Below are 20,312 nucleotides of genomic sequence, written 5' to 3'. Positions count from 1 at the left end.
GCCGTGGGCTCTGTTCCTCCCCAGGCGCGGAAGCGGCGGAGTTGTCCACAGAGCGCCGCCACACGCCATGCCTGGAGCGCGCTGCGCGCGACGATCGAAGAATGGATGCCGCTCCCGACCCCGATGCGACGCTCACCTCGGCCTACCGACCTATCCGGGTGCTGGCCGGCGGCGACGAGTCGCCGTGGCCGGGGGCGCTCGTGCGCACCGACTCGGGGGACTCGACGGTGCTCGTCGACGCGACGCGGTTCGACCCGGCGTGGCCGGGGTGGCGTGCCGATCCCGACGGTCATGTGCTCGCCGCCCTTGACATCGTCCGGCGATCGCGCGGGCACGAGGTGGCGCTGCCGGTCTGCGGCGAGACGGCCGATGCCTTCATCCGGCGGCGCGCAGACGCGGGGGCGCCGCTCACCGACGGCGAGGCGGTCACGCTCGCGGTGAGTGTCCTGCGCGGCGCGGGCGAACTCGCGCATGAGACCTCGACCCGCGGGCGCTGGTGGATCACCGATGCCGGTCGCCCTGTGTTCGCGTGCGGGGCCGGTGCGGACACCGCGGCCGAAGCCGCTGTCGCGGTGCTCGAGCAGCTCTCCTCCGAGCCGCTCACCGTCGCCGTGGCGCGTGCGCGGCACGTGCTCGGAGGCGCTCGCATGACGCGGGCCGACCTCGAGGAGTGCGAGGGCCTGCTCTTTCGGTGCGCTGCGCCCGAGCCGCTCGCGTTGGCGGTGTTCGGCCCGCGGCCTGCGCGCCGCGCGGCCGATGCGGCGCACGTGCGCCCCGAGCGGACGCGCGAGGCGGCCGCCGTGATCGATGACGCTCCGGCCGGTCTGCTGACGACGCTCCTGCGTCACCTCGACGGCGAGTTCGCCGACACGCTCTCGCGCATCGGAACCGATCTCTGGCGCCGCGCGCGCCGAGTGAGCGCCGGCTCGGCGAGCCGACGGCGGCCCTGGCTGATCGCCGCGGGGCTCGCGGCGGTCGTCGTGGTCGCGGGAGTCCTGTGGCCCACGAGCGGAGAGCAGCCCGCCACCGCAGACCCCGTGACGACGCAGGCTCCTGCGGACGGGGAGTCGGAGGCCCCGCCCGCACCCGCCGACGCCCACGTCGAGGGCGAGCCGGCGGCAGATGCGGAGGCCGACCACGCCGAACCCGCTTCGGAGCCGGCGTCCGCCGCATCCGACCTCGCGGCCATGCTCGATGCGCTGCTCACACGGCGCTCCGCCTGCGAGGCCGACACCGAATGCCTCGCCGCCCTCGTCGAGAATCCTTCGTCGCCGCTGCCGGTCGGCGCGATCGACGTCCCGGCGAACGCGCGGACGATCACCCTCGTCGACGAGTTCGGCGGTGTCGCCGTCCTTCGCGTCGAGGTGACCGGATCGGATGCCGCCCAGCTCGCGGTGGTCGTCAAGGTCGACGCGGGATGGCTGATCCGCGATGTGTATGACGTGCACCGGGAGTGAGCAAGCCGGCGGCGTGCGGACGCCGGCTCAGACGCGCCGCACGCGGCCGTCCCCACCGTGACCACTCGCAGGCGCTCCGCCGACGGTCGATCGGCGAGCGTGCCGTAGAGCACCCGCGCGCGCAGAGGCCTGGTGCTGCGAGCCTCTTCCCGTCCTTCCCGCGCGGCAGCGCACCGGCGCGGCGGAGGCCGATGAAACGGCTGAGCCGCGGCACCCGTGGGCGCCGCGGCTCAGCTGTGAGAGGACTGTCTGCCTCAGATTCCGAGCTGGTCCCCGAACGCGGCTTCTTCGAGGCGCGACTTGACCGCACCGAGGAAGCGCGCCGCGTCGGCGCCGTCGATCACGCGGTGGTCGTACGACAGCGCGAGGTAGACGTACGAGCGGACGCTGATCGCGTCTTTGCCGTCGACCGACACGACGCCCGGGCGCTTGACGACGACACCCGTGCCGAGGATCGCCGACTGCGGGAGGAACACGACCGGCGTGTCGAAGAGCGCACCGCGCGAACCGGTGTTGGTGAGCGTGAAGGTGCCGCCGGCGAGCTCGTCGGGCTTGAGCTTGTTCTCGCGGGTGCGGGCGGCGAGGTCGGCGATCTCGTGCGCGATCGTCGCGATCGTCTTGGAACCGGCGTCGCGCAGCACGGGCGTGAGCAGGCCCCGCTCGGTGTCGACGGCGATCGAGAGGTTCTCGCTCGCCGGGTAGACGATGTTCGTGCCGTCGACTGTCGAGTTGATCACGGGGTAGGCCTGGAGGGCCTCGGCCGCCGCGAGCGCGAAGAAGGGCAGGAACGACAGCTTGTCGCCGGTCTTGGTGAGGAAGTCCGCCTTCACCGCGTCGCGGTAGTTCGCGAGCTTGGTGACGTCGACCTCGATGACCGTCGTCAACTGCGCCGTCGCCTGCATCGAGGCGACCGCACGCTCGGCGAGCACCTTGCGCAGACGCGACATCGGCTGGGTCGTGCCGCGCAGCGGCGAGACCTCGAGCGGGGCGCGCTGGGCGGTGGGAGCCGGGGCCGCGGTCGCAGCAGGAGCGGGGGCGGCCACCTGAGCCGCTGCCTGAAGGACGTCTTCCTTGCGGATGCGGCCACCCACGCCGGTTCCCTTGACCTTGTTCAGATCGACACCGGTCTGCTGGGCGAGGCGGCGCACGAGGGGGGTCACATACGGCACACCGTCGTCGTCGCCACCGCCCGGTGCGGGCTGAGCGGCGGCAGGTGCGGGCGTCGCGGCAGCAGCCGGAGCCGGAGCGGGAGCGGCGGCAGGAGCCGCCGCCGGTGCGGGAGCCGCTGCCGGTGCGGGAGCCGCTGCCGGTGCGGGAGCCGCTGCCGGTGCGGGGGCCACTGCGGGAGCGGCGGGGGCCGCCGGTGCGGCGGCTGCGGCGCCTTCGCCGATGCGGGCGAGGGGCGAGCCGACGGCGATCGTCTCGTCCTCCTGGACGAAGATCTGCTGCAGGGTGCCCGCGAACGGGGAGGGGATCTCGGTGTCGACCTTGTCGGTCGAGATCTCAAGGAGCGGCTCGTCCACGGCGACGGTGTCGCCGACGCTCTTGAGCCAGCGGGTCACTGTGCCCTCGGTCACGCTCTCACCGAGCTCGGGAAGCACGACGTCCTTGCCATCGGCCGCCGAAGCGGATGCGCCCGACGCGGGCTGCTCGGCGGCGGCGGCGGGTGCCTCGACAGCGGGAGCGGTCTCGGTCGGGGCGGGAGCGGCCTCGGGCTCTGCGGCGGCGGGGGCCGGGGCATCCGTCGACTGACCGGAGCCGTCGCCGATCTTCGCGAGCACGGCGCCGACCTCGACGGTCTCGTCCTCCTGCACGAGGATCTCTTCGATGATGCCGCTGACCGGAGAAGGGATCTCGGTGTCGACCTTGTCGGTCGAAATCTCGAGGAGACCTTCGTCGGCCTGGATGCTGTCACCGACCTTCTTGAGCCAGCGGGTGACCGTTCCCTCGGTGACGCTCTCGCCGAGCGCGGGGAGGACCACGGAAGTGCTCATGAAACTGTCTCCTTCAGAACGCGGGTATCTCGTCTAGCTTAGTGACCGCGCGGCGCGGTCGATCTCAGAGAGTGTGAAGCGGTTTGCCTGCGAGGGCGAGAAAAGCCTCGCCGATCGCCTCGCTCTGCGTGGGGTGCGCGTGCACGTACGGAGCGATGTCTTCGGGGTGGGCCTCCCACGCGACGGCCAGCTGTCCTTCGGTAATGAGCTCGCCCACGCGATCGCCGATCAGGTGGAGCCCGATCAGCGGGCCGTCCTTGAGCCGGACGGCCTTCACGATCCCCGAGGTGCCGAGGATCTCGCTGCGGCCGTTCCCGGCGAGGTTGTACTCGTACGACACGACATTGTCGGCGCCGTGGGTCGCGACCGCCTGCGGCTCGGTGAGCCCGACCGAGGCGACCTCGGGGCTGCAGTACGTGATGCGCGGGATGACGGCATCCGGCACGACCACCGGATCGAGCCCCGCGATCTGCTCGGCGACGAAGATGCCCTGCTGGAACCCGCGATGGGCCAGCTGCAGCCCGGCGACGATGTCGCCCACCGCCCACACGTGCGGGACGGAGGTGCGCAGGCGCTCGTCGGTCACGACGAAGCCGCGATCGAGCCCGACCCCCGCCGCTTCGAAGCCGGCGCCGGCAGTGGCCGGTCCCCGGCCGACCGCGACGAGCGCGTAGTCGGCGTCGAGAGACGTGCCGTCCTCGAGCGTGACGGTGACCGAGTCGGACGTCTGCCGGACCTCGCTGAAGCGCACCCCCGTCTTGGCCGCGATGCCCTTGCGGCGGAAGGCGCGCTCGAGCGCCTTGCTGAGCGCGGGATCCTCGCCCGGCACCAGCCGGTCGAGCGCCTCGACGATGGTCACCTCTGCGCCGAACGAGTGCCAGATGCTCGCGAACTCGACGCCGATGACCCCGCCGCCGATGATGACGACGCGCGAGGGCACCTCCGCTAGCTCGAGCGCCTCCTCGCTCGTGAGCACGCGCCCGCCGATCTCGAGCCCCGGGAGCGTCCGCGTGTGCGATCCGGTCGCGAGCACGACGTCTGTCGCGCGGTACAGGTCGTCTCCGACGCGGACGGCCGGGCCCGCCTCGAGCGCTCCCGTGCCGGAGACCACGGTGATGCCGCGAGCCTTGATGAGCCCGGCGAGACCCTTGTACTTCTTCGCGACGATGCCCTCGCGGTACGCGCGCACACCGTCGGGGTCGATTCCGTCGAGCGTCGCGCGGATGCCGATGGCCGAGGCATCCCGAGCCGTGTCGGCCACCTCGGCGGCGTGCAACAGCGCCTTCGTCGGGATGCAGCCGCGGTGCAGGCACGTGCCGCCGACCTTGTCCTTCTCGATCAGGGCGACGCTCCTGCCGAGCTCGGCAGCGCGCAGGGCCGCCGCGTAGCCGCCGCTTCCGCCGCCGAGGACGACCAGGTCGAACGTGTGCTCGGCCATCAGGCCTCCTCGACCGCGGTGACGAACCGGATGAGCGAGCGCACCGTCGCGGCGGTCGGGCCCTTGTCGGTGAAGCCGAACCCGCCGCCCTTGTGCATGCCGACCCCGGCGATGTCCAGATGCACCCAGGGGATCCGCGGCGCGTCCGCGTCGTCGGATGTGCGTCCCACGAAGTGGCGCAGGAACAGTCCCGCGAACAGCGATCCGCCGGCCGGGTCGCCGATCTTGGCGTTCTGCAGGTCGGCGATGGGCGAGTCGAGCTCTTCGACCATGTGGTCGGGCAGGGGAAGCTGCCACGCGAACTCGCCGGTCGCGCGCGCGGCGGCGAGGTATTCGGCGACGGCGGCGTCGTCGCCCATGACCCCGGCGTGTCGCGTGCCGAGGGCGATCGTGATCGCGCCGGTGAGGGTCGCGACGTCGACGATGACATCCGGATGCTCGCGGCTGGCCGCCACCAGACCATCGGCGAGCACCAGCCGGCCCTCGGCATCGGTGTTGAGGACCTCGACGGTGGAGCCGTCGGCGATCCGCAGCACGTCGCCGGGCCGGGTCGCACGCCCCGAGGGCATGTTGTCGGCGATGCACATCCATGCGGTCACCTTGACGGGTGCGCCGACGGTCGCCACCGCGCGCAGCACGCTCAGCACGGTCGCAGCGCCCGCCATGTCGTACTTCATGCCGACCATGCCGGCCGCGGGCTTGAGCGAGAGCCCGCCGGTGTCGAAGGTGATGCCCTTGCCGACGAGGGCGACGTGGCGGGTGGCGCCCGCGGGGGAGTAGGCCAGGCGCACGAGGCGCGGCGGGCGGTCCGAGCCCTGCCCGACGCCGAGGATGCCGCCGAAGCCGCCCTCCTCGAGCGCGATCTCGTCGAAGACCTCGACGGTGACCGGCAGCCCCTCGACGGACGCCGCCGCTCGATCGGCGAGGTCGGCCGGGCCCAGCCACTGCGCGGGCGTGGTGACGAGATCCTTCACCAGCGCGACCGCGTCGGCCTCGGCGACGACCGCCGCAATCTCGGCCTCCGCAGCCTCGGCGGTGCCGTGCACGACCACTTTCGCCGCGCGCGGCTTGGGCGCCTCGGTCTTGTAGCCGTCGAAGCGGTAGCCGCCCAGCGTCGCGCCTTCGGCGGCTGCCCGCCACAGGGCGGGGTCGGTCGTCGGGGCCGAGACGGCGACCGTCGAGAACCCGGTCAGCGTGCGGATGCCGGTGCCGACGGCGTCGCGGAGGGCCGAGGCATCCGGATTCGAGCCGAGTCCCACCACCGCGAGCGGCCGCTCGGTCGCCTGCGGAGCGGCGACCCGCACGAACGAGGAGGGGGAGCCGGTGAACCCCACGGCCAGCAGCGCGTCGCGCAGTCCCGGCCAGTCGGCGAGCTGTTCGTCGTCGAGCGGCGGCAGTGCCAGCAGGATCGCGTCTGCGTCGGTGTCTCGAATCGGATCGGTGCGGTACTCGAGGTCGGGGTACGCCATGGCACCCATCCTAGGGAGGGCATGTTCGCTCTCGGCGCTTCTCGCGCCGTCGCCGGTGCCCGCGTGGCTCGTAGCATGGAGTCATGCCGTGGTCCGTTCCCCTGTTCGAAAGCAGCGCATCGGCGCCGCCCGTGCCTTCGGGGCTTCCGCTCGTGATCGCGCTGACGGGTTTCACCGACGCCGGCGGCGCCGTGAGCGGGCTGATCGGGTACGTGCGCGACGTTCTCGACCCGACGCCGCTCGCGGTGTTCTCGAACGACGTGCTGCTGGATTACCGGGCCCGCCGCCCCATCGTGTCGTTCGACACGGACCACCTGACCGACTACCGGCCCTCCCGCCTCGAGCTCTCGCTCGCGCACGACGCGCTGGGTCAGCCGTTCCTGGTGCTGGCCGGCTACGAGCCGGACTTCATGTGGGATGCCTTCGCCGAGGCCGTCCTCGAATTCGCGCGCGCCTACGCGGTGTCGACCGTGACGTGGGTGCATGCCATCCCGATGCCGGTCCCGCACACGCGCCCGATCGGCACCACCGTCAGCGGCACGCGGGGCGACCTCACCGAGGCGCACTCGGTGTGGAAGCCGCACACGCAGGTGCCGGCCACGGCGGGGCACCTGCTCGAGCTGCGGTTCGCCGAATCTGGGGCATCCGTGGCCGGCTTCGTGCTGTTGATCCCGCACTATCTCGGCGACACCGAGTTCCCGGCGGCGACGCTCGCGGCGCTCGACAGCCTCACCGTCGCGACCGGTCTCGTCTTCGCCGGCGACGAGCTGCGCGAAGAGAACCGCGAGTACCTCCTGCGGGTCGAGGAGCAGGTGTCGGGCAACGACGAACTGTCGCGCATGCTGCAGGGCCTCGAGGAGCGCTACGACGCCTACATGGCGGGCTCGACCCATGCGACGCCCATCATCCACACCGGTGATCTGCCCAGCGCGGACGAACTCGCCGCCGAGCTCGAGCGATTCCTCGCGACCCGGCCGAGCAGCGACGACGACAAGCGGGCGTAGGCGGTTCACGTCGACCACGCGATCAGGAATTCTCGCCATCCGCCCGGTGTTCTCTTAAGCTGTCGCGTTCGTGCTTAGCGCACGGGCGAGTGTGCGACAATAGATACTCTGACCCGTTGTCATTCCCTACCGCGCACCATGGGCCCGGCCGGGGGACTTGACAAGGGTCTTACTAGTGTCCGAAATCGACCGGGGGGCGAGAGACACCCGCCGCCAGTGAAAGGGCGAACCGTGACCGCAGGGACAGGCACGAAGGCACGCTCGGCCGCGAAGAGCGCCGAGCCGACGGCTGAAGAGCAGGACGACGTGACGACGAAGCCGCGCGCGCGCTCGACAGCAGCGGGCAAAACCGCCGCAGCGAAGGCCGCGCCCAAGAAGGCCGCCCCGAAGAAGGCCGCGCCCAAGAAGGCCGAGACGGACGAAGAAGACGTCGAACTCGACGACGAGGTGGACATCGCCGACCTCGACGAGGCGGCCGACGAGGCCGACGACGAGGCGCCCGCGCGCCCCGCGGGGCGTCGCGGGGCGAAGGCGCCCGAGGAGCCCGAGGCGGAGACGCCCGACGACGAAGAAGAAGACGAAGAGAAGCCGGCGGCCTTCACCGACCCGCTTCCCACGGGCGCGATCGTCATCTCGTCGAGCGACGAGGACGACATCCCCGTCTACTCGACCCAGATCACCGGCGCGACGGCCGACCCCGTCAAGGACTACCTGAAGCAGATCGGCAAAGTGCCGCTGCTGAACGCGGCCGAAGAGGTCGAGCTCGCGATGCGGATCGAGGCGGGACTGTTCGCCGAAGAGAAGCTCTCGCACATGTCGGCGGCCGAGAAGTCGTCGCAGCTCGGACTCGATCTGCAGTGGGTCGCCCGTGACGGGCAGCGCGCGAAGTCGCACCTCCTCGGCGCGAACCTGCGGCTGGTCGTCTCGCTCGCCAAACGCTACACCGGTCGCGGCATGCAGTTCCTCGACCTCATCCAAGAGGGCAACCTCGGCCTGATCCGCGCGGTCGAGAAGTTCGACTACACCAAGGGCTTCAAGTTCTCGACGTACGCCACGTGGTGGATCCGCCAGGCCATCACCCGAGCGATGGCCGACCAGGCCCGCACGATCCGCATCCCGGTGCACATGGTCGAGGTCATCAACAAGCTCGCGCGCGTGCAGCGACAGATGCTCCAGGACCTGGGCCGCGAGCCCACGCCCGAAGAGCTCAGCCGCGAGCTGGACATGACCCCCGAGAAGGTCATCGAGGTGCAGAAGTACGGCCGTGAGCCGATCTCGCTGCACACGCCCCTGGGCGAGGACGGCGACAGCGAGTTCGGCGACCTCATCGAGGACACCGAGGCGGTCGTTCCGGCCGACGCGGTCGGCTTCACGATGCTGCAGCGTCAGCTCGAGTCGCTGCTGGACTCGCTCAGCGAGCGGGAGGCGGGCGTGATCCGCATGCGCTTCGGTCTCGGCGACGGCCAGCCGAAGACCCTCGACCAGATCGGCGACACATTCGGCGTGACCCGCGAGCGGATCCGCCAGATCGAGTCCAAGACGATGGCCAAGCTCCGTCACCCGTCGCGTTCGCAGTCCCTGCGGGACTACCTCGAGTGAGCGGCCGCACAGGCATCGCGCGAGTTCGTTACCTTCCTGCGGTACTCGCAGGAAAGGCGGCACGGGCGGCCACGCGACTGCGCGGCGGCGGCTCGGCGTTTCCCGGGTACCTCACGAACCGTCTCGCGCCGTCACTGCTGCCCGATATCGCCCGTGGGTTCCCGCGCGGCGTGGTGTTCGTGCTCGGCTCCAACGGCAAGACCACGACGACGCACATGATCAGCGAGATCCTGCGCGCGCACGGACTGAAGGTCTTCACGAACCCGACCGGCGCGAACCTCCCGCAGGGCATCACGAGCGCTCTGCTGGCCGACGGCACGATCACCGGTCGCGTGCGCGCCGATGTCGCGGTGCTCGAGGTCGACGAGGGCTACGCGGCCGAGCTCGCCGACGTCTTCGCCCCGTCGGTCGTGGTGTCGCTGAACGTGCAGGTCGACCAGCTCTACCGGTTCTTCGAGACCGAGCGTGTCGCAGACATGATGCTCGACACGTCGACTCGTGCGACGAAGAGCGTCGTGATCAACCGCGACGATCCGTATCTCAGCAAGATCGACGACGCGACGCTGAAGGCCCCGCTGACGTTCTTCGGCGTGTCCGCCGACCTGCTGGCGCGCTCGGCGCACGGGCTTGCGAACGCCGTCGACACTCGCAGCGGCGTGGCCGGCACCAAGGAACGCCCCGCACACTCCGAGGTGGTGGCATCCGCCGGCAACCGCGTGACGGTCGCTCTCGGCGACGCCTCGCTGGATTTCACGACCCCGGCGCGCGGGCTTCACTACGCGGTGGATGCCGCGGCCGCTCTCGCCGCGACGCAGCAGGTTCTCGGCGATGATTTCCGTTCGGATGCCGCGGTGCGGGGTTTCGCGACGATGAAGCCCGCCTACGGGCGTGGCGAGGTGCTTCCGCTGCGTCCGGCCGGCGACGAGCAGGTCGAGTTCGTGATGTTCAAGAACGGGCCCAGCCTGCAGCTCAATCTCGACGCGCTGGATGCCGCGCCCGAGCGGCTGCTGCTGGCGATCGACGAGGGAACACCCGACGTGTCGTGGCTGTACGACGTCGATTTCGACGCGTTCGACCACGTCGATGTGATCACGGGTGAGAAGGCGTACCAGCTGGCCACGCGCATCGCGTACGCCGGCATCCCGATCGGCACGGTCGAGCCTGACATCGAGAAGGCGGTCGAGCTGATGCGGCGCTTCCCCGAGACCGCATCGGGTCGGCAGACCTGGTTCGTCAACTACGAACTGATGATGATCGGCCGCCGCCTGCTGGGCCACGGCGACCAGGAGGTGGCACGCCGATGACCGCTCGCATCACGATCGCCCAGCTCTACCCCGAGCTCCTGGGCGTGACAGGTGACCGCGGCAACGTCGACGTGCTGCGGATCCGCGCCCAGCGCGCGGGTCTTGACGTCGACGTCGTCCTCGTAGAGCCCGGTGACGAGCTTCCCGCCGCTGACGTCATCGTGATCGGCAACGGCCCGCTCTCGGCGCTGCGCTCAGTGGCGGCCGATGCGCGCCGGCACACCGACGCGCTGTCGGCGCACATCGCCGCGGGTGGCGCGCTGCTCGCGATCGGTGGCGGCGCCGAGTTGCTCGGCCACGAGATCTCAGGCGCCGAGGGCTCGCTCGCGGGGCTCGGCGTCCTGCCGCTGCGCGTCGAGCGCCGCAACGAGCGACGTGTGGGGTACGTGGTCGCCGAGGCCGCCGGCATCCGCCTGGCGGGCTTCGAGGACCACTCGTCGGTCTGGCTGCCGGACCCCGGCGTCCAGGCCTTCGCGCGGGTGATCCACGGAAAGGGCACGATCGAGCCGTCGTCGGGCGGCCCCCGCGGCGAGGGCGTGCGCGTGAGCAACGCCTACGCGCTGCGCGTGCAGGGTCCGCTGCTGCCGCTGAACCCGGCGCTGGCCGACCAGATCCTGGCGACCGTCGCCGACGCGCGCGGAACGACGTACGAGCCCTCAGAAGCGCACGCACAGCTGGACGCGTTCGCGCAGGAGGCGCGCGCCGCGATCGAGTCCCGCGCCACGCAGACCTACAACAGCATCGGCATCTGACCCCGAACCCGACCCCCGCGGTGTTCGAGCCTGAGCAGTGGGTCCTCTTCGCCGGCATGAGTTGTGAAGTCCCCACGACGGTGGGCAGCAAAGAGCGCGCCGATAGGCTGGAGGGGTGAGCCCGTCTTTCTCTGAGCGCACTCCCGCGCGCACGGACAGCGTGCCTCGGGTTCGCATCTCGCACCCCGCGCTCCTGCGCAATGCGCAACGTCTCGTCGACGGGCTGCCCCGCGGCTCGCGCGTGGTCGATCTGCGCGACGACGCCCTCGGCCACGGCGCGCTCGGGTGCGCTGCCACGCTGGCGCGGGCGGGAGTGGAGACGGCGATCGTGGACGAGAGCGCGTCGCTCGCGATGCCGGATGCCGCGCCCGGGGGCCTGCGCATCGTGACGTCCGGCCGTGCGACGATCGACGCGGCCACGCTCTTCGGTCTCGCAGACCTCTCCGCCCCCGTCATGCGCCTGGCGGGCACCGTGCTCGGCGTGAAGCCGCTCAGAGCCGGGGAAGGCGTGTCGTACGGGTACGCGCATCGCGCGACCCACGACACGCGCGTCGCGCTCGTCACCGGCGGCTACGCGCAGGGCGTCGTCCGCTCGCTCGGCGGGCGCGCGCGGGTGCGCGTGGCGGGCGGCACGCATCCGATCGTGGGGCGGGTCGCGATGGACGTGTGCGTCGTCGACATCGCGGATGCCGCGGCCGGCCGGGGCGACGAGGTGGTGTTCTTCGGGGATCCGGAAGCAGGGGAGCCCGCCGTGCGCGAATGGGCGGAGCTGACCGGACTCACCGTGGGGGAGATCGTCACCGCCGTCGGGGCGCGCGTTCGGAGGGAGGACGCATGAGCCGGGGCATCCTGACCGTCGACCTCGACGTGTTCGCCGCCAACCTGCACGCCGCGCGCACGCGGATCGCGCCCGCCGAGCTGATGTTCGTCGTGAAGGACGACGCGTACGCGCACGGCCTGCCGCCGCTGGTCACACGGGCGTGGGCTGAGGGCGTGCGCTGGTTCGGCGCGCTGGATGTGCCGACGGGCCGCGCGGTCCGCGCGGCGATCGGCGCCGAGGCGCGCGTGTTCGTGTGGCTCGCGTTCGGCGCGCAGGATCTCGGCGACGTCGTGGACTTCGACTTCGACCTCGGGGTCGGCGACGCGGCGCTCCTCGAAGAGATCGCGGCGCGCGCGGGCGAGCGGCCGGTGCGGGTGCACCTCAAGATCGACTCGGGCCTGCACCGCAACGGCGTGCGGCCCGAAGAGTGGGGAGCGTTCGTCACGCGGGCGGCCGAACTCGAGTCGGCGGGGGCGATCGAGGTCGTCGGCATCTGGAGCCACATCGCCGAGGCATCCGATGAAGAAGACGACGCGGCCCGCGCGGCCTTCGACCGCGCCGTGGCCGAGGCGGAGGCAGCGGGGCTGCGGCCGCGGCTACGGCACCTCGCCGCGAGCGCCGCCTCGTTCGAACGCGCGGAGTTCCGCTACGACATGTGCCGCATCGGGGCGTTCTGCTACGGCATCCGTCCCGCGGGCGGACCGGGCGATGACGCTCTCGGCATCCGCCCCATCGCGACCCTTTCGGTGCCCGTCGTCGGCGTGGAGCCGGACGCCGTCGTCCTCGGCATCGGAGCCCTGGACGGACTGCCGTCGACGCTCGCCGGACGCTTCACGGTGGCGACGCCGGAGGGTGAGCGTCGCGTGCTGCGGATCGACGACCGGCAGTCGCGGGTCGAGCCGTGGGCGGACGCCGCGGCGGGGGAGTGGGTCGCAGTTCACGGCGGGAACGCGCACTCGAGCGCGACCGACCTCGCCGAGCAGATCGGGACGATCGGGGAAGAGATCGCACTGCGGGTCTCGCCCACGGTGCGGCGGGTCTACGTCGGAGGCTGACTCGGCCTCGGAGGCTGACTCAGGCCGAAGCCGTCAGTCGCGAGGTCTCGTCGTGCCAGTTGGTGGCGACGGCGCGAAGCTTCTGTTCGTACTTGCGGCCGTGGTGTGCGCAGAACAGCAGCTCGCTGCCGTTGACCTCGGCGGAGATGTAGGCCTGGGCGCCGCACGAATCGCAGCGATCCGTGGCGGTGAGTCGGTACTCGAGGACGGCAGTGGCCTCAGTCGGTGTCGATATCGTGCTCATCTCAGTGCCTCCTCGTATGCGTAGAACTCACGTACCGGTCCTCAGATACAACCACGGCTTTGTTTCGAGAATGCCGCAAACCGATCACATTTCGCTCACCGCGTACCGGTGCCGCGCAGATGCGTGTCGGGCACGGCGTGTCGGACGCGGAGGTTAGCCTTGAGGATTATGACTTCCGAGTACTCCGCCCATCACCTCCAAGTGCTCGAGGGGCTCGAAGCGGTCCGCAAGCGCCCGGGCATGTACATCGGCTCGACGGACTCGCGCGGTCTCATGCACTGCCTGTGGGAGATCATCGACAACTCGGTCGACGAGGCTCTCGGCGGTTTCGGCAGTCGAATCGACATCGTGCTGCACGCCGACGGAAGCGTCGAGGTGCGCGACCGCGCACGCGGCATCCCGGTCGACATCGAGCCGCGCACAGGCCTGTCCGGTGTCGAGGTCGTGTTCACGAAGCTCCACGCCGGCGGCAAGTTCGGCGGTGGGTCGTACGCGGCATCCGGCGGTCTGCACGGCGTGGGCGCCTCGGTCGTCAACGCGCTCTCGGAACGGCTCGACGTCGAGGTGGACCGCGACGGCAAGACGTGGGCGATGTCGTTCCATCGCGGTGAGCCCGGCGTCTTCGCGAACGGCTCGCCCGACTCGGTCTTCACACCGTTCGAGTCCAGCAGCGAACTGCGCGTGGTCGGCAAGACCGCCAAGGCGCTCACCGGCACGCGCATCCGCTATTGGGCCGACCGCCAGATCTTCACGAAAGACGCGGCGTTCAACCTCGAAGAACTCGAGCAGCGCGCCCGCCAGACCGCTTTCCTCGTGCCCGGCCTCGAGATCGTCATCCGCGACGAGCGCGGCGACGAGTCGAGCGAGACCAGCTACCGGTTCGATGGCGGCATCTCGGAGTTCGCGGACTACCTCGCGCCCGACGCATCCGTCACCGACACCTGGAGGCTGACCGGCACGGGCACCTTCACCGAGACCGTCCCGGTGCTCCAGGCCAACGGGCACATGGTTCCCACCGAGGTGCAGCGCGAGTGCGTGGTCGACATCGCCGTGCGGTGGGGCACCGGGTACGAGACGGTGCAGCGCTCGTTCGTGAACATCATCGCCACGCCCAAGGGCGGCACGCATCAGCAGGGCTTCGAGCAGGGGCTCATGAAGGTGCTGCGCACTCAGATCGATCAGAACGCGCGGCGGCTCAAGGTGGGCACCGACAAGATCGAGAAGGACGACATCCTCGCCGGGCTCACCGTCGTGCTGACCGTGCGGCTTCCCGAGCCGCAGTTCGAGGGGCAGACGAAAGAGGTGCTGGGCACCCCCGCGGTGCGCACCATCGTCTCGAACGTCGTCGCGAAGGCGCTGGGCGAGCGCTTCGCGTCGACCAAGCGCGACGACAAGGCCCAGACCGCGATGCTGCTCGACAAGATCGTCGCCGAGATGAAGGCGCGCATCTCGGCGCGCGCGCACAAAGAGACCCAGCGTCGCAAGAACGCCCTGGAGTCCTCGTCGCTGCCCGCGAAGCTCGTGGACTGCCGCTCGAACGACGTCGCCGACTCCGAGCTGTTCATCGTCGAGGGCGATTCGGCCCTGGGCACCGCCCGCGCCGCGCGCAGCAGCGAGTACCAGGCGCTGCTGCCGATCCGCGGCAAGATCCTCAACGTGCAGAAGGCCTCGATCAGCGACATGCTCTCCAACGCCGAGTGCGCCGCGATCATCCAGGTGATCGGCGCCGGCTCGGGGCGCACGTTCGATCTCGACGCCGCCCGCTACGGCAAGATCATCCTGATGAGCGACGCCGACGTCGACGGCGCCCACATCCGCACGCTGCTGCTGACCCTGTTCTTCCGCTACATGCGCCCGCTGATCGAGGCGGGCCGTGTGTACGCGGCGGTGCCGCCGCTGCATCGCGTGATCGTCGTGAACCCCGGCTCCAAGCCCAACGACACGATCTACACGTACTCCGAGCAGGAACTCCACGCCCTCCTCGCGAAGCTGACGAAGGCGGGCAAGCGCTGGCACGAGCCGATCCAGCGCTACAAGGGCCTCGGCGAGATGGACGCCGACCAGCTCGCCACAACCACGATGGACCGCGCGGGCCGCACGCTGCGACGCGTGCAGCTGCCGGATGCCGAGGCCGCGGCATCCGTCTTCGAACTGCTCATGGGCAACGAGGTCGCCCCGCGCCGCGAGTTCATCATCGACTCCAGCGCGCGCCTCGACCGCGAGCGGATCGACGCCTGACGGCGCGCGCGGTCAGCGCACCACGGTGCCGACCGCAGCCACGACGCCGTCGAGCGGCTGACCCGAGGCATCCCGCTTCGCACCCGGGGCCGGCAGCGTGCGCACCGAGCCGTCCGCGCCGATCGCGCGCGGCTCGTCGCCGACCCACGCGAGGGTGAGGGTGTCCTCGCCCTTCAGGAACCGCTGAGCGCGCACGCCGCCGGTGGCGCGGCCCTTCGGCGGGAACTCATCGAACGACGACACCTTGCCCGCGCCCGCGTCGGCCCCGGCGATCGCCTGCGAGCTTCCGGCGATGGTCACCACGACGGCGTCGGCGGATGCCTCTGCCCCCACGACCCCGAAGAACACGACCCGCTCGCCCGGAGTGACGCGGATGCCGGCCATGCCGCCCGCCGCGCGCCCCTGCGGGCGCACCGACGCGGCGTCGAAGCGGAGCAGCTGCGCGTCGCTCGCGACGAACACGAGCTCTGCGCCGTCGGGAGCGGAGGCTGCGCCGACCACACTGTCGCCCTCCTTCAGGGCGATCACCTCGACATCGTGCTTGTTCGCGATCTCGGACGCCGCGACGCGCTTGACGACGCCCTGGGCGGTGCCGATCGCGAACGGGGGCTCGGCGGTGAGCGGCACCAGCGCGACGACGTGCTCCGCGCCGGTGAGGCCGAGGTACTGGTCGGCGCGCGTACCGGCGGCCAGCTGCACGGAGTTGCCGGGCACCGAGGGCAGGTCGACGGGCGAGAACCGGATCAGGCGACCCGTGTTCGTGACTGCGCCGAGATCGCCGCGCGTGGTGCCCTCGACCGCGGAGCGGATCGCGTCGTGCTTGGAGCGTCGCGAGGGCGTGACGACGCCGCCGTTCGGAGCATCCGCCGCCGTCTCAGCCCTCACCATACGGCCCGATGCGGACAGGAACACACGGCACGGGGAGTCGGCGATCTGCAGCTGGGCAGGGGCGGCGGCGGCGCGCGAGCGGGGCTGGACGGGCCCGCCGTTGAGCAGGAGCGTGCGCCGCGGCGTGCCGTGGGCCTCGGCTGCGGCGTCGAGTTCGCGCGCCACCTGGGCGCGCACCAGGGCGTCGCTCGCGAGGAGCTCTTCGAGCCGGGCGATCTCTTTGCGCAGCTCGTCCTGCTCGCGCTCGAGTTCGATGCGCGAGAACTTGGTGAGCCTGCGCAGACGCAGCTCGAGGATGTACTCCGCCTGCAGCTCGGACAGGTCGAACACCGACATGAGGCGCGTGCGCGCCTGCTCGCCGTCGTCGGATGTGCGGATGACCTGGATGACCTCGTCGATGTCGAGGATCGCGATGAGCAGTCCCTCGACCAGGTGCAGGCGCTCTCGGCGGCGTGCGAGCCGGAAGCGGCTGCGGCGCGTGACGACCTGGATGCGGTGATCGAGGTAGACGCGCAGCATCTGCTTCAGGCCGAGCGTCTGCGGCTGGCCGCCCACGAGGGCGACGTTGTTGATGCCGAACGAGTCCTCGAGCGGGGTGAGGCGATACAGGTGCTCGAGCACGGCCTGCGGGTCGAATCCGGTCTTGATGCCGATGACGAGACGCAGCCCGTGGTGGCGGTCGCTCAGATCGGTGACGTCCGAGATGCCCTGGAGCTTCTTGGCGTTGACGGCGTCCTTGATCTTCTCGATGATCCGCTCGGGACCGACGAGATACGGCAGCTCGGTGACCACGAGCCCGGTGCGGCGCGGGCCGAGCGACTCGATCGAGACCTTGGCACGCGTGCGGAACGTGCCGCGGCCGTTGGCGTAGGCATCTTTGATGCCGTCCAGGCCGACGATCACGCCGCCCGAGGGAAGGTCGGGGCCGGGGACGAACTCCATCAGCTCTTCGACGGTGGCCTCGGGGTGCTCGAGCAGATGGTTCGCGGCCGCGACGACTTCGATGAGGTTGTGCGGCGCCATGTTCGTGGCCATGCCGACCGCGATGCCCGCCGCGCCGTTGACGAGCAGGTTCGGGAAGGCCGCCGCGAGCACCTCGGGCTGCTGGAACTGCCCGTCGTAGTTCGGGATGAAGTCGACGACGTCCTCGTCGAGGTTCTCGGTGAGGGCGAGGGCGGCCGGTGCGAGGCGCGCCTCGGTGTACCGCGGGGCCGCGGGGCCGTCGTCGAGCGAGCCGAAGTTGCCGTGGCCGTCGACGAGCGGCACCCGCAGCGAGAAGGGCTGGGCGAGGCGCACGAGCGCGTCGTAGATCGCCGCGTCACCGTGCGGGTGCAGCTTTCCCATCACCTCGCCGACCACGCGCGCGCTCTTGACGTGTCCCCGGTCGGGTCGCAGGCCCATGTCGGCCATCTGGTACAGGATGCGCCGCTGGACGGGCTTGAGCCCGTCGCGCGCATCGGGGAGGGCTCGCGAGTAGATCACCGAGTACGCGTACTCGAGGAAGGACCCCTGCATCTCGGACGTGACATCGACGTCTTCGATGCGGCCGTGTTCGGCGGGGATGGACTCGGAGCGGGATGCGGGCATGGACGTTCTCGGCCTCGGGTGGTGTCAGGAGGGATCGTGTGCGCGGGTGTGCGAGACTGACCCCGATGCCCACCAGCCTACCGGCGGACCCGCCCTCAGCCCGGAGCCTCGCGGGGCTCCTGCCGCAGCTGCTCGACTCGCTGCGGCGCGGTTCCGGGGCGAACGGCGCCGCGGACGTGGCCGCCGATCCGGCGTGGTTCGAACCCGCGACGAGCGCGATCGTGTGCGTCGTCGACGGGCTGGGCGCCCACAACCTCGGCGCGCGGACGGGTCACGCCCGGTTCCTCGCCTCGATCCGGGCCAAGAAGGACGCCGCGCGCACCGTCTTCCCGTCGACGACGGCCTCGGCCCTCACGAGCCTGCTCACCGGGCTGAGGCCGGGGAGGCACGGCATCGTCGGCTACCGGGCGCTGGAGCCCGAGACCGATCGCGTGCTGAACCAGCTGCGCGGGTGGGACACCGACGGGCTCGACCCCTACGCGTGGCAGCGCGCCGAGCCGATCCTCGCGGCGGAGGGCGCCGCGGGCCGTCCGGTCTTCGTCGTCACGAAGCGGCAGTACGCCGGCACGGGGTTCACGCTCGCGACGATGCGCGGGGCGGCGTTCGTCGGCGAGGACGATCTGTCGGCACGCGTCGAGCGCGCGGCCGAGCTCGCCGCCCGGCATCCCGGCGCTCTGGTCTACCTCTACGTGCCCGACCTCGACGTCATCGGGCACAAGCACGGGTGGGAGTCCGACGAGTGGGCGGCCGGGCTCGAGCGGGTGGATGCCGCGGCCCAGCGCCTCTCTACGGCGCTCGCGCCGGGCACCGGCGCTGTGCTGACGGCCGACCACGGCATGATCGACGTTCCTCGCCACCGGCATGTCCTGCTGAACGCGTCGAGTCCGCTGGTGGAGGGGGTGCGCCATATCGGCGGAGAGCCGCGGATGCTACACCTGTATGCCGAGCGCGGAAGCGCGCAGCGCGTGCTCGACGTGTGGCAGGAATCCGAGGCGGGCAGGTCGTGGGTGGTGTCTCGAGATGAGGCCGTCGGGGCCGGGCTCTTCGGCCCGGTCGACTCCGAGGTGCTGCCGCGCATCGGCGACGTGCTCGTCGCAGCACGGGCCGGCATCGCCTACTACGACGATCGTCTCGACGACAAGGCGCCGCAGAAGATGGTGGGCCAGCACGGATCGCTCACCGACGAGGAGCGCGTGGTCCCGCTCATCGGGATGGGCGTGTTCGCTCGCCGCTGAATCGCGGCGCGCTCAGTCGTCGGTGCGCGCTCCGAACACGATCTCGTCCCAGGACGGCATCGCCGCACGGCCCTTGCGCCGACCCGCCCCCTCGGTCGTCGGCGCAGGGTCGAGCCGCAGCGAGGACGGCGCCGGCTCGTGCCGCGCGGGGGTGGCCGGCTGCTCACCGGCGGGCGCCTCGACGATCGTGTCGTCGTAGCCGGGCTCGAGCGCATCGAACAGAGCCACGGGGCTCTTCGATGTCGGCGTCGACGGAACTTCGTCGATGCCCGGGAACGGCTCGCGCTGCCCGCGGCGACGACGCAGCGCCTCGAGCAGATCCGCAGTCTCGGCGGAGGTCACGACGGGCTCGGTCGCACGCTTGATCGCCGCCTGCTGCACGGCGGGTGCGACCGGCGCGGGAAGCTCGGGCGACGCCATGTCGGCCTCGGGAGGACGCCGCGGGCCGAAGGCGCCGCTGTCGAAGCGCGTGTCGTCGCGCGGGGGAACCGTCTCGAGCGCCCTCAGCCGGGGTATGAGGCCATCGGGCAGCGATCCCTGGCGCGAGAGCTGAACGGCATCCGCGTTGAGCGGCGAGAGAATCGTACGGCGCGGGTCGAAGCTCCAGCGGGCGTCATGGGCGACCTCGTTCGCCGAGAACTCGAGCTTCACGATCCAGCCGGTCGGTTCCTTCCAGCTCGTCCAGCGCTCGCCGGTCGCACCCGCCTCGGTGAGCTTCGCGCGCACGGCGGCGCCGAAGGTCGGCAGTGCGTCCTGCTCCAGTTCGCCCCCCATCAGCACCGGAACTGCCAGCGCCTGGCCGACGATGTGCTCACGCTCAGCGAGAACAGGGCCCTCGTACCGGGCGATGTCCTCGACCTTCGCCCCGAGCAGGCTCGCGACCTCTTCGGCAGAGAGTCCGGCGCGGATGTGCATCTGGATCTCGCGAGGGGACGCCTTCGAGACACGGGGCTCCGGCGCACGGTCACGGCGCGTCCTGCGCAGCTCGAAGCGCAGCGCGTCGTCGACCGGGAGCGTGAAGCGCTCGCCTGACTCGGTGGCGAGGACGAGCGCGTCGTCCTCGGTTCCGATGACTTTGAGCTGTTCCATGGAAAGACGCCTCTCCGATCCGCGGTGGAACCCATGCTGACACAGGCGTTGCCGGGCGGCGGGAATATCCGGCGCGTGCCGCGAGTTTCACGCGAACGCATACAGCGATCACATTTGCTAAAAACCGCGCAGTAGTGCA

At 71.1% G+C, this 20,312-nt stretch carries 15 protein-coding genes; 9 read left to right on the top strand and 6 right to left on the bottom strand.

Going from position 1 to position 20,312, the window contains the following annotated elements; genetic code table 11:
* Positions 1-101: 101 nt before the first annotated feature.
* On the top strand, positions 102-1,457 hold the full coding sequence (locus AB1K54_RS10875; protein WP_371202770.1) for a hypothetical protein: 1,356 nt from the start codon (positions 102-104) through the stop codon (positions 1,455-1,457).
* A 254-nt stretch (positions 1,458-1,711) separates the two neighbouring features.
* Here AB1K54_RS10875 and sucB read toward each other — a convergent pair whose 3' ends face one another.
* The 3 genes from sucB to AB1K54_RS10860 form a co-directional block, all read right to left on the bottom strand.
* On the bottom strand, positions 1,712-3,451 hold the full coding sequence (gene sucB, locus AB1K54_RS10870) for a 2-oxoglutarate dehydrogenase, E2 component, dihydrolipoamide succinyltransferase (RefSeq protein ID WP_371202769.1): 1,740 nt from the start codon (positions 3,449-3,451) through the stop codon (positions 1,712-1,714).
* 64 nt (positions 3,452-3,515) lie between these two features.
* On the bottom strand, positions 3,516-4,889 hold the full coding sequence (lpdA, locus tag AB1K54_RS10865) for a dihydrolipoyl dehydrogenase (protein ID WP_371202768.1): 1,374 nt from the start codon (positions 4,887-4,889) through the stop codon (positions 3,516-3,518).
* Positions 4,889-6,358: a leucyl aminopeptidase gene (locus tag AB1K54_RS10860; RefSeq protein WP_371202767.1), complete on the bottom strand. Its 1,470-nt coding sequence runs from the start codon at positions 6,356-6,358 to the stop codon at positions 4,889-4,891. The genes lpdA and AB1K54_RS10860 overlap by 1 nt, the downstream gene beginning before the upstream one ends.
* Positions 6,359-6,441: 83 nt before the next feature.
* Here AB1K54_RS10860 and AB1K54_RS10855 point away from each other — a divergent pair, with 83 nt between their 5' ends.
* The 6 genes from AB1K54_RS10855 to AB1K54_RS10830 all read left to right on the top strand — a co-directional run bounded on the left by AB1K54_RS10855 (position 6,442) and on the right by AB1K54_RS10830 (position 12,892).
* Positions 6,442-7,362: a proteasome assembly chaperone family protein gene (locus AB1K54_RS10855; protein ID WP_371202766.1), complete on the top strand. Its 921-nt coding sequence runs from the start codon at positions 6,442-6,444 to the stop codon at positions 7,360-7,362.
* Positions 7,363-7,593: 231 nt separating this feature from the next.
* Positions 7,594-8,961 carry an RNA polymerase sigma factor gene (locus tag AB1K54_RS10850; protein WP_371202765.1) on the top strand — a complete coding sequence of 456 codons (1,368 nt, stop codon included), beginning with the start codon at positions 7,594-7,596 and terminating at the stop codon, positions 8,959-8,961.
* Entirely contained in the window at positions 8,958-10,265 is a 1,308-nt protein-coding gene (locus tag AB1K54_RS10845; RefSeq protein WP_371202764.1) for a MurT ligase domain-containing protein, read from the top strand. The genes AB1K54_RS10850 and AB1K54_RS10845 overlap by 4 nt, the downstream gene beginning before the upstream one ends.
* Complete coding sequence (locus AB1K54_RS10840) at positions 10,262-11,017, top strand: hypothetical protein (protein WP_371202763.1); 756 nt, start codon at positions 10,262-10,264, stop codon at positions 11,015-11,017. Before AB1K54_RS10845 ends, AB1K54_RS10840 begins: the two co-directional genes overlap by 4 nt.
* 115 nt (positions 11,018-11,132) lie before the next feature.
* Entirely contained in the window at positions 11,133-11,855 is a 723-nt protein-coding gene (locus AB1K54_RS10835; RefSeq protein WP_371202762.1) for an alanine racemase C-terminal domain-containing protein, read from the top strand.
* Positions 11,852-12,892, top strand: a complete 1,041-nt coding sequence (locus AB1K54_RS10830; RefSeq protein WP_371202761.1) for an alanine racemase — start codon at positions 11,852-11,854, stop codon at positions 12,890-12,892. The genes AB1K54_RS10835 and AB1K54_RS10830 overlap by 4 nt, the downstream gene beginning before the upstream one ends.
* Before the next feature lie 19 nt (positions 12,893-12,911).
* On the opposite strand, the gene AB1K54_RS10825 is transcribed toward AB1K54_RS10830, so the two are convergent.
* On the bottom strand, positions 12,912-13,136 hold the full coding sequence (locus AB1K54_RS10825; protein ID WP_371202760.1) for a hypothetical protein: 225 nt from the start codon (positions 13,134-13,136) through the stop codon (positions 12,912-12,914).
* Positions 13,137-13,304: 168 nt separating this feature from the next.
* On the opposite strand from AB1K54_RS10825, the gene AB1K54_RS10820 reads away from it, so the two are divergent.
* Positions 13,305-15,374: a type IIA DNA topoisomerase subunit B gene (locus AB1K54_RS10820; protein WP_371202759.1), complete on the top strand. Its 2,070-nt coding sequence runs from the start codon at positions 13,305-13,307 to the stop codon at positions 15,372-15,374.
* Positions 15,375-15,386: 12 nt separating this feature from the next.
* Here AB1K54_RS10820 and AB1K54_RS10815 read toward each other — a convergent pair whose 3' ends face one another.
* Positions 15,387-17,849: a DNA topoisomerase (ATP-hydrolyzing) subunit A gene (locus AB1K54_RS10815; RefSeq protein WP_371202758.1), complete on the bottom strand. Its 2,463-nt coding sequence runs from the start codon at positions 17,847-17,849 to the stop codon at positions 15,387-15,389.
* A 65-nt stretch (positions 17,850-17,914) separates the two neighbouring features.
* Between AB1K54_RS10815 and AB1K54_RS10810 the strand changes: the two genes are divergently transcribed.
* Entirely contained in the window at positions 17,915-19,084 is a 1,170-nt protein-coding gene (locus AB1K54_RS10810; protein WP_371202757.1) for an alkaline phosphatase family protein, read from the top strand.
* Positions 19,085-19,096: 12 nt separating this feature from the next.
* Here AB1K54_RS10810 and sepH read toward each other — a convergent pair whose 3' ends face one another.
* Positions 19,097-20,173, bottom strand: coding sequence for a septation protein SepH (gene sepH / locus AB1K54_RS10805; protein WP_371202756.1), 1,077 nt, complete (start codon positions 20,171-20,173; stop codon positions 19,097-19,099).
* Positions 20,174-20,312: the final 139 nt, after the last annotated feature.

This window comes from Microbacterium sp. BWT-B31, from assembly GCF_041379855.1.
GTDB lineage: Bacteria > Actinomycetota > Actinomycetes > Actinomycetales > Microbacteriaceae > Microbacterium.
The sequence above is the reverse complement of the archived record's forward strand: the minus strand, read 5'-3'. Positions and strand labels throughout refer to the sequence as shown.